Origin of the sequence: Mycolicibacter senuensis, assembly GCF_003284925.1 — a bacterium.
In the GTDB taxonomy this organism is placed as follows: domain Bacteria; phylum Actinomycetota; class Actinomycetes; order Mycobacteriales; family Mycobacteriaceae; genus Mycobacterium; species Mycobacterium algericum_A.
On record NZ_QMEX01000139.1, the window covers coordinates 1 to 8,787 of the forward strand.

General features: G+C 68.4%; 9 protein-coding genes. 5 read left to right on the forward strand and 4 right to left on the reverse strand.

Annotation, left to right across the window (positions count from 1 at the left end):
• On the reverse strand, positions 1-1,245 hold a 1,245-nt coding region (locus DQP56_RS20195; protein WP_112688501.1), incomplete at its 3' end, for a Na+/H+ antiporter.
• A gap of 80 nt (positions 1,246-1,325) precedes the next feature.
• Here DQP56_RS20195 and purT point away from each other — a divergent pair.
• The 3 genes from purT (at position 1,326) to DQP56_RS20215 (ending at position 4,387) form a co-directional block, all read left to right on the forward strand.
• Positions 1,326-2,591 carry a formate-dependent phosphoribosylglycinamide formyltransferase gene (gene purT, locus DQP56_RS20200; RefSeq protein ID WP_112688487.1) on the forward strand — a complete coding sequence of 422 codons (1,266 nt, stop codon included), beginning with the start codon at positions 1,326-1,328 and terminating at the stop codon, positions 2,589-2,591.
• A 45-nt stretch (positions 2,592-2,636) separates the two neighbouring features.
• Complete coding sequence (locus DQP56_RS20205; protein WP_112688489.1) at positions 2,637-3,041, forward strand: rhodanese-like domain-containing protein; 405 nt, start codon at positions 2,637-2,639, stop codon at positions 3,039-3,041.
• 149 nt (positions 3,042-3,190) lie between these two features.
• Positions 3,191-4,387: an O-succinylhomoserine sulfhydrylase gene (locus DQP56_RS20215; RefSeq protein WP_112688491.1), complete on the forward strand. Its 1,197-nt coding sequence runs from the start codon at positions 3,191-3,193 to the stop codon at positions 4,385-4,387.
• A gap of 8 nt (positions 4,388-4,395) precedes the next feature.
• On the opposite strand, the gene DQP56_RS20220 is transcribed toward DQP56_RS20215, so the two are convergent.
• Together DQP56_RS20220 and DQP56_RS20225 are read right to left on the reverse strand one after the other, a co-directional pair.
• The gene (locus DQP56_RS20220; RefSeq protein WP_112688493.1) at positions 4,396-5,250 is read right to left on the reverse strand and encodes an SDR family oxidoreductase; all 855 of its coding nucleotides are present in this window, start codon (positions 5,248-5,250) and stop codon (positions 4,396-4,398) included.
• Positions 5,251-5,320: 70 nt separating this feature from the next.
• Positions 5,321-6,082 (reverse strand): isocitrate lyase/PEP mutase family protein, encoded by a 762-nt coding sequence (locus DQP56_RS20225; protein ID WP_112688495.1) that lies wholly within the window; start codon positions 6,080-6,082, stop codon positions 5,321-5,323.
• Between the two features lie 187 nt (positions 6,083-6,269).
• Here DQP56_RS20225 and DQP56_RS25060 point away from each other — a divergent pair, with 187 nt between their 5' ends.
• The gene (locus DQP56_RS25060) at positions 6,270-6,410 is read left to right on the forward strand and encodes a hypothetical protein (protein ID WP_234825748.1); all 141 of its coding nucleotides are present in this window, start codon (positions 6,270-6,272) and stop codon (positions 6,408-6,410) included.
• A 6-nt stretch (positions 6,411-6,416) separates the two neighbouring features.
• Here the strand turns inward: DQP56_RS25060 and DQP56_RS20230 are convergent, their stop codons facing one another.
• Positions 6,417-7,955 (reverse strand): acyl-CoA synthetase, encoded by a 1,539-nt coding sequence (locus DQP56_RS20230; protein ID WP_112688497.1) that lies wholly within the window; start codon positions 7,953-7,955, stop codon positions 6,417-6,419.
• Between the two features lie 401 nt (positions 7,956-8,356).
• Between DQP56_RS20230 and DQP56_RS20235 the strand changes: the two genes are divergently transcribed.
• Positions 8,357-8,787: hypothetical protein (locus DQP56_RS20235; protein WP_205868935.1), on the forward strand; the 431-nt coding region annotated here is incomplete at its 3' end.

The following is an 8,787-nucleotide window of genomic DNA, read 5'->3' on the forward strand; positions in this document are numbered from 1 at the left end:
GCGTCGTAGAGCCCGTTGAGCAGGTGGATCGCGCCGCCGCCGGATCAGCCACGGCAGCGTCAGCCCGTGCAGCAGCAGGGTGCCGACGACCACCACGAAGGTCAGAAACACCAGCTGCGGCCGGCCCGGGAACCCCTGCCCGGCCAGCGTCGTCAACGGCACACCGAAGGCGGCCGCCAGCGACACCACGCCGCGCATTCCCGCCCACGCCAGGATGAACACCGCCCCGGGAGTGGGCGCCGGCTCGCGTTGCCGAATCCTCGCCGACAGCATCCGCGGCAGGTAGGAAAACGTCACCACCCACAGCGCACGCACCAGCAGTGCCGTGATGAACACCGCAACCGATGCGACGGTCAGGGTCGAGAACCGCACGCCTTGCATGTTCTGTACCACCGTGGGCAGTTGCAGACCGATCAGCAGAAATGCCAGCGACTCCAGCACCAGTTGAACCGCTCGCCACACCGCCTGGTCCTGCAGTCGGGTGGCGTAGTGGGCGCGGGTGAACCGCTGCCCGAGAATCAGGGCGGCGACCACCACCGCGAGCACCCCGGAGCCATGGACGTCTTCGGCCACCAGATAGATGACGAACGGGGCCACCAGCCCGACCGCGCTCTCCACCAGCGGGTCGGTCAGCCGGTCGCGGATGACCACGATGAGCGTCCCGAAGACCACCCCGACCGCCACACCGCCGACGGCCGCCAGCACGAAGGTCGCCAGCCCCATGCCCCAGCCGGTTGCGACGCCGATCGCCGCGGCCAGGGCCACTTTGTAGACCGTGAGCGCGGTGGCGTCGTTGAGCAGGCTCTCACCGCCCAGCAGCGTCATGGTCCGCCGCGGCAGGCCGACCCGGCGGCCGATGGCGGTGGCCGACACCGCGTCCGGCGGGGCCACGACCGCTCCCAGCGTCAGCGCGGCCGCAACGGTGAACTCCGGCACGGTGAAGTAGGCGACCATGCCGACGGCGACGGTGGTGGCCAGCGGCAGCCCCACCGCCAGCAGCATGATCGAACGCCGGTTGCGGCGCATGTTGATGAAAGAGCTCTCCAGCCCGGCCGACCACAGCAGTGGCGGCAGGATCACGAACAGCACCAGGTCGGGGCGGAGCTCGATGTCGGGTACCCCCGGGATCAGCCCGACCAGCAGGCCGGTGATCACCAGTACGAGCGGCGCGGACAGCTGACGATGCCGGGCGATGGCTGCCACCAGTACCGCGCCCACCAGCGGACCCAGCAGCACCGCGTTCACCGTCGCCACACCCCCAATGCGTTTGCACCTTTATCCTTGAGCACCATGCAACATTGCCTTGGCGCGGGAGGGTAGGGCAGTTGAACGGGGAGGCCGAGGAAGGGCGGGAGTCCGAGACCGAGCGGTTGACCGCTGCCGGCCCCGGTCGGACCCGGGTGGCGCTGCTCGGCTCGGGTGAGCTCGGCCGCGAACTGGTGACGGCGCTGCAGCGGCTGGGCGCCGAGGTGATCGCCGTCGACCGTTACGCCGACGCCGCGTTACACCGGATCGCCGACCGCTCGATGGTGGTCGACCTGAGCGACAATGACGAACTCGCCGCGGCGATCCGGTGGTTGCAGCCCAAGTTCGTGGTGGTCGGTTCCGAGGTGGTGGCCACCGAGGCGCTGACGGCGGTTGTCGACACCGGCTTCACCGAATTGGTGCCGGGCATCCGCGGCGCCCGGCTGGCCGCCAACCCCGAGGGGTTGCGACGGCTGGCGGCTGATGAGCTCGGGCTGCCGACGGCGCCGTTCTGGTTCGCCGGCTCAGTCGAGGAACTTCGGGCGGTGGCGGAGCACGCCGGGTTTCCGATGGTGGTCAAACCGGTGATCGGTGCGCTCGGCGAGGGCCGCTCGGTGATGGTGCGGGACAGCGATATCGAACCCGCCTGGCAGCGCGCGGTCGCGGCCGCCGGCCCCGGGGCAGACCCTCGGGTGCTGGCCGAGCGGGTGGTGGAGTTCGACAGCGAGGTCACGCTGCTGGCGGTGCATCGCGACGGCACCGACGGCCCGGCACTGGATTTCTGCGCACCCATCGGGCATCGCAGCGAAGAGGATCCGAATGGGCAACTGATGGTGGAACTTTGGCAGCCCTATCCGATGACCGCGGTGGCGCTGGACACGGCCAAGTCGGTCGCCGCGCGGGTGGCCCGGGCGCTCGGCGGACGCGGCCTGTTCGGGGTGCAACTGCTGGTTCACGGCGACGAGGTGTACTTCACCGGCGTCGACGTGCGCCCCTACGACGCGGCATTGCTGACACTGCGCACCCAGCGGCTCTCCGGTTTCGAACTGCAGGCACGCGCCATCCTCGGGCTGGCGGTCGACTCCATCATGATCTCGCCCGGCGCCGCCCGGCTGATCTACTCGCGGCGGCCGCCGGGTGCGGTCGCCACCGAAGCCACACTCGACAGTGTGGCGGTGGTCGCCGATGCGCTCAGCGTGACCGAAAGTGATGCGGTGGTGTTCTCCCACCACGAGGGCCACCCTCGCCGGAGGCTCGGTTTGGCATTGGCCACCGGTCCGGACGTGGCGGTGGCCCGCGAACGAGCCGAGCAGGTCGCGGCCGTGCTGGGCAAGCTGTGGCCGTGACCCCCGCGGTGGCGTGAGCCCGCCGCGGGTGCGAGACTTCGGCAGGTGAGCTACGCAGGAGACATCACACCCGAGCAGGCCTGGGCGATGCTGCGCGACGACCCCACAGCGACACTGGTCGACGTGCGCACCGACGCCGAATGGCGCTTCGTGGGACTGCCCGACCTGGCCGGCCTGGGCCGCGAGGTGGTCTGCGTGGAATGGGTGCACTCCGACGGCAGCCCCAATCTGGACTTCGCCCGTGAGCTGACCGCCCGGGTACCGGCCGGGCCGGCAGTCTTCCTGTGCCGCTCCGGGAACCGCTCCATTCCGGCCGCCGAGACCGCGACAGCGGCCGGCATCGCCCCGTCCTACAACGTGCTGGACGGTTTTGAGGGCCAGCTCGACGAGCATTCCCACCGCGGCGGAACCGGTTGGCGCGCACTGGGATTGCCCTGGAAACAGTCGTGAACGATCGGTCGCACTCGGGTTCATGCGCCGGTCCCAGCGTCGGCTCTCCTTCGTCGAGCCTCGCTGAACCGTCGGGTTCATGCGCCGGTTCCAGCGTCGGCTCTCCTTCGTCGAGCCTCGCTGAACCGTCGGTCCGCGTCCCGAAACCGTTGCCGGACGGCGTCAGTCAGGCAACGCTCGGGGTGCGCGGCGGGCTGCTGCGCTCGCAGTTCGACGAGACCACCGAGGCACTGTTCCTCAGTTCCGGCTATATCTACGATTCCGCGGCCGCTGCCGAGCAGGCGTTCGCCGGTGAGGTCGACCGGTTCGTCTACTCTCGCTACGGCAACCCGACCGTCTCGATGTTCGAGGAGCGGCTTCGGCTGATCGAGGGCGCCCCGGCGGCGTTCGCGACCGCCAGTGGTATGGCGGCGGTGTTCGTGTCACTCGGCGCGCTGCTGGGCGCGGGTGACCGATTGGTGGCCGCGCGCAGCCTGTTCGGGTCGTGTTTCGTGGTCTGCAACGAGATCCTGCCCCGTTGGGGGGTCGAGACCGTCTTCGTCGACGGCGACGACATGGCGCAGTGGGAGCAGGCGCTGTCGGTACCCACCACCGCGGTGTTCTTCGAGACGCCGTCCAACCCGATGCAGTCACTGGTCGACATCGCCGCCGTCACAGAGCTGGCCCACGCCGCCGGCGCGAAAGTTGTGCTGGACAATGTGTTCGCCACGCCGCTGCTGCAGCAGGGCTTTCCGCTCGGGGTGGACGTGGTGGTGTACTCGGGCACCAAACACCTCGATGGGCAGGGCAGGGTGCTCGGCGGGGCAATCCTGGGCGAGCAGGACTACATCGACGGTCCGGTGCAGAACCTGATGCGTCACACCGGCCCGGCGATCAGCGCATTCAACGCCTGGCTGCTGCTCAAAGGCCTTGAAACACTGGCGGTTCGGGTCGACTACGCCAATGCAGCGGCGTTGCGGATCGCGGAGTACCTGGAACAGCACCCCGCAGTGCGTTGGGTGCGGTACCCATTTCTGCCATCGCATCCGCAGTACGACCTGGCGCGCCGGCAGATGTCCGGCGGGGGAACCGTCATCACCTTCGAGCTCAGAACGCCGCGGGATGCCCCGGATGGCACGGCCAAACAGCGGGCATTCGAGCTGTTGGACAAGCTGAGGTTGATCGACATCTCCAACAACCTCGGGGATGCGAAATCACTGATCACCCACCCGGCCACCACCACCCACCGAGCGATGGGGCCCGACGGGCGGGCCGCGATCGGGCTCGGTGACGGGGTGGTGCGGATCTCGGTGGGGTTGGAAGGCGTCGACGACTTGATCGCCGACCTGGATCAGGCGCTGGGATAGGTTTCCGGTCAGTCGTTTTCGATCACGCCGGTGGCGTGTTGGGCACGGTCTTCGTAGGCACGCCGGGCCTCGGTGTCGAACTGCAGGAACACCGTGTTGTTGCCGGTTTTCTTGTTCAGCCAGCGGCGACCGCGATCCGGTAGCAGGGTCGCCAGGATCGCGGTGCGGCGCCCGAAGCTTGGCACCGAAACCAGGGTCTTCGGCTTGTCGAGCACCTTGACCACCGCGGCCGCGACGTCTTGGGGCTCGACCGGCTTCTGCGCGGCCGACGGCGTGGTGCCCGAGATCAATTCGGTGTTGGTGAACGTCGGCAGCACCGCGCTGACCGCGACGCCCTGCGGGGCGAACTCGTCGGCCATCGCGGTGGTCAGCCCCACCACCGCGAATTTCGTTCCGGCGTAGAGCACTTGGCCGGGAACCGCCACGATCCCGGCCATTGAGGCGATATTGATGATGTGGCCGCTGCGGCGTTTGATCATCTCGGGGAGCACCAGCTGGCAGCCATTGAGCACGCCGTAGAAGTTCACCTCGGTGGCTGACCGGAAGGTCTCCGGTGTCTGCTCGAGGAAGGGTCCGACCGGCATCACGCCGGCATTGTTGATCAGCACGTCGATGTGGCCGTCACCGTCGGCGCGGGCCTTGTCCAAAAACATCGAGAACGATTCGCGGTCGGTGACGTCAAGGGGGTGGCCGGTGACCGGGCTGCCGGTGCCGAGTTGCTTTACCGCCTCGTTGAGCACATGGGTGTCGCGGTCGCCGATGACGACGCGGGCGCCACGGCGCAACAGCGCGGTGGCGGTCGCCAGCCCGATGCCACGGGCGGCGCCGGTGATGGCGATGGTCTTACCGCGGATGTTGTCCACACCGAGAACTTAACAGGTGTCAAATTGTTCGTCGAGGATCTCCCGATGCGGACCGGGGACCGGCGGGGCCTCAGGCCCAGCGGCCCAGGATCTCCCCGGCGTGCTTACCCAGGCTGACCTGCAATAGCGGGCCGAAACTGATCCGCCCGATGCCGAGCGGGCCGAACGAGGCCGGGTCGTCCTGGTCTGGTGCGGCGAGCGCGTTGACCGGCTTGGGCAGCCCGGCGGCCAGGGCACGCAGGGTGTCCGCGTCGTGGCGGCCCACCGGGTAGAGCACGTCGGCACCTGCCTCGGCGCAGTCGGTGAGCCGGGCTATGGCACGGTCGATGCGATCGGCGTCGTCGCCGTCCTTGCGCAGGAACAGATCGGTACGGGCGTTGATCACGATGTGGGTGCCCGCGCTATCGGCTGCTTGGCGCAGTGCGGCGACGTACTCGGCGTGCTCGGACGCCGACCGCAGTCGCTTGTCCTGGCTGTGCACCGAGTCCTCGATATTGGCCCCGACCACGCCGGCGTCCAACAGGGCTTCGACCAGCCGCTGGGGGGACTCGGCGTAGCCGGATTCGATGTCGAGTGACACCGGTACGTCGACGGCCTCGGTGATCTGGCGGACCCTGCCCAGCACCTCGGCGAAGGACATGCCCTCGCCGTCGCTGCGGCCCATCGACTCGGCCACCGGCTTGCTGCCGACCGTCACGGCGCTGAACCCGGCACCCACGGCCAGCTTGGCCGACCACACATCCCACACGGTGGGCAGGACCACCGGATTGCCCGGCTGGTGCATCGCCAGGAACGCCGCCGCCCGCTGCCCAAGAACCTCGTGACTCGTCATTTCTCCAACTCTTCCATGTGGTATTTGCTGGCCGACTGTCGGGGCGTGTTTTCGGCGAACCTTCCATCGAGACGTGCCAACGGTCTGTGAGCGTCAACGAAGTGTGGGCGTGAACTGAGAACTGCTGCACTGATCTTCGGCCGAAGTCCGAATTCGTAGTGGTGACGGTGGTGCAGGCGGCACGCTGATGTGCATCGGCGGGGAGGGTGGACCCGGTGGCGACCCTGGTGAGCCCGGGGCGACCAGCGCCAACGGCGGCAGCACCGGTTCGCCCGGTCAGCCCGGCGAGCCGGGTCCGCACGGCCCGCCGCCGAACAACCAGGACTGACGGCTCTCACTCGTTCTCCTGATCCGAGATCGCCGCGCGCAGCTGGTATTTCACGACCTTGCCGGACTGGGTGCGGGGTAGGGCGTCGACGAATTCCAGCCGAATGGGCAGTTTGAACGCCGCCAGCTTGTCGCGGGCGAACTCACGCAGCTCCTCCAGCGCCAACGTCGCACCCGGGCGCAGCGCTACCACGGCGGTCACCGCCTCGCCCCACTTCTCGTGCGGGGTGCCCAGCACGGCGACCTCGGCCACGGCCGGATGCCCGTAGAGCACATCTTCGACCTCGGCCGGGTAGACGTTCTCGCCGCCGGAGATCACCATGTCCTTCACCCGGTCGATCACCCAGACGTAGCCCTCGTCATCGGCCTGGCCGATGTCGCCGGTGTGAAACCACCCCTCGGCGTCGATCACCGCGGCGGTGGCTTCGGGATTGCGCCAGTAGCCGGCCATCACCTGCGGGCCGCGCACGCAGATCTCGCCGCGGGTGCCGGCCGGCACCGGGACGTTGTTGGCGTCGACCAGGCGCACATCCGACAGCGGCAACACCTGATTGCCCGCGGCGCCGATCTTCACACCGACCTCGTCGGTGCGCAGCACCAGCGCCAGCGGCGCCGTTTCGGTCAGTCCGTAGCCCTGCGCGAACGGGATGTCCCGCTCGCCGTAGCGGTGGATCAGCGTCTCGGGCACCGGGGCGCCGCCGCAGACGAGGTACCGCACGCTCGACAGGTCGGCCTCGGCGAACTGCGGTAGTTGGGCCATGAACAGGAACATCGCCGGTACCCCGAACATGGTGGTGACCCGGTGTTCGGCGATGAGCGTCAGCGCTTCGGCGGGATCGAAGGCCGGCATCAGCACGATCCGGCCGCCCTTCTGCAGGGTCAGCAGGGTGGTGACGTTGAGTCCGCCGATGTGAAACAACGGTGCGCAGACCAGCGACACATCTTGTTGGCTGGTGTCGAACGACAACAGCGCATTGATGTTGTTCCAGAACAGGTTTGCGTGGGTGAGCATGGCGCCCTTGGGCCGCCCGGTGGTGCCCGAGGTGTACATGATCACCGCGATGTCGTCGGGCTCGCAGAACACCGGGTCGGCCAGCGGAGCACGGCCGGCGAGCAGCGCGTCGGCAACCTCCCAGCCCGGCACCGGAGTCAGCGCGATCGCGCGTCGCAGGCCCGCCTCGGCGCGTATCGGGTCGATCACCGCGGCGCGTTCGGCGTCGGCCAGCAGCGTGTGCACTCCCGCGTTGTCCAGGATGTAGCAGAGTTCGTCGGCGGTGAGCCGCCAGTTCAGCGGTACGAATGCGGCGCCGATCCGGGCGGCGGCAAACAGCGTGACCAGAAAGTCGGGGTGGTTGAGGCCGACATAACCGACCCGATCGCCGCGGCGCATCCCGCCGGCGACCAGTTCGGCTGCCAGACGGTCGATACGGTCGGCGAAATCCCCATACGTCCAAGTGTTTTCGCCGAAAGTGATCGCCGGCAGCCGCGGCGTTGCCGCCGCCCGCCGAGCGATCCAGGAGCCGAGGTCGATCGCAGCTGTGGTCACCGGGTGAACGCTAGCCGCGCAGGCGTGCGCAAGGGCACGATTCGGCCGGGCCGGCCGCTCGGCGCAGGGCCGCGGCAATTAACGCTCGGCCTGATTTTTTATGCCTGCCGCCGCCGGCACTTCGGTAAAAGGTGAGAACGTCGGGCGCCATTATGTGGGTAACGGAATTATTCGCATTGATTTTAACTGTGAACCGGTGTGACGACCGTCTCAATTTCCCTTCTCACCTGGGGAAATGCTGGTCGATGTGCGGGCGGTGGCGTGCCGGGTGACGGTAGATGAACGGCCATTGAATTTTGTTGTTCGGCGAACTTTTCGGCTCGCGCATTTGGACTTTGAAGCGCTACGTTCATCCTCGCCGCGCTGACCATTGCCCGGCAGGTGAGGAAGGGCTTCAGGAGATGAGCGGTCGCCGGGTTGGCGGTTGGGGCCGAGGGGTCGTCGCGGCGGTGTTGGCGTTGAGCTCCTGCCTGCTGGCCGCGCCGGCCGCGCATGCCGACTTCGACGACCTGCTCGATACCCTGCTCGGCGCCGGTGTCGATGTGGACCCGGGCGCGCTGCCGGCAGATTCGGCCGATATCGGCGACCTCGGTGTCCTGCAGGACCCGCTGAGCCAGCTCGACCGGTTGTTCCACGACTCGCCGAGCTCTGCCGACGGCACTCCCGAGGAGCCCGCCGGGCCGGCCCCCGGCGGGCCGACCGACGACCCGTCCGACTCGACAGCGGGTGGCGAACACAGCAGTGAGAGCGGCGGTTCCAACAACCTGCCGAACCTGCCGAAGTTCAGCATGCCCGGCAGCGGCTCCGGCGGCAGCGGTGGCGGCCCCGGCGG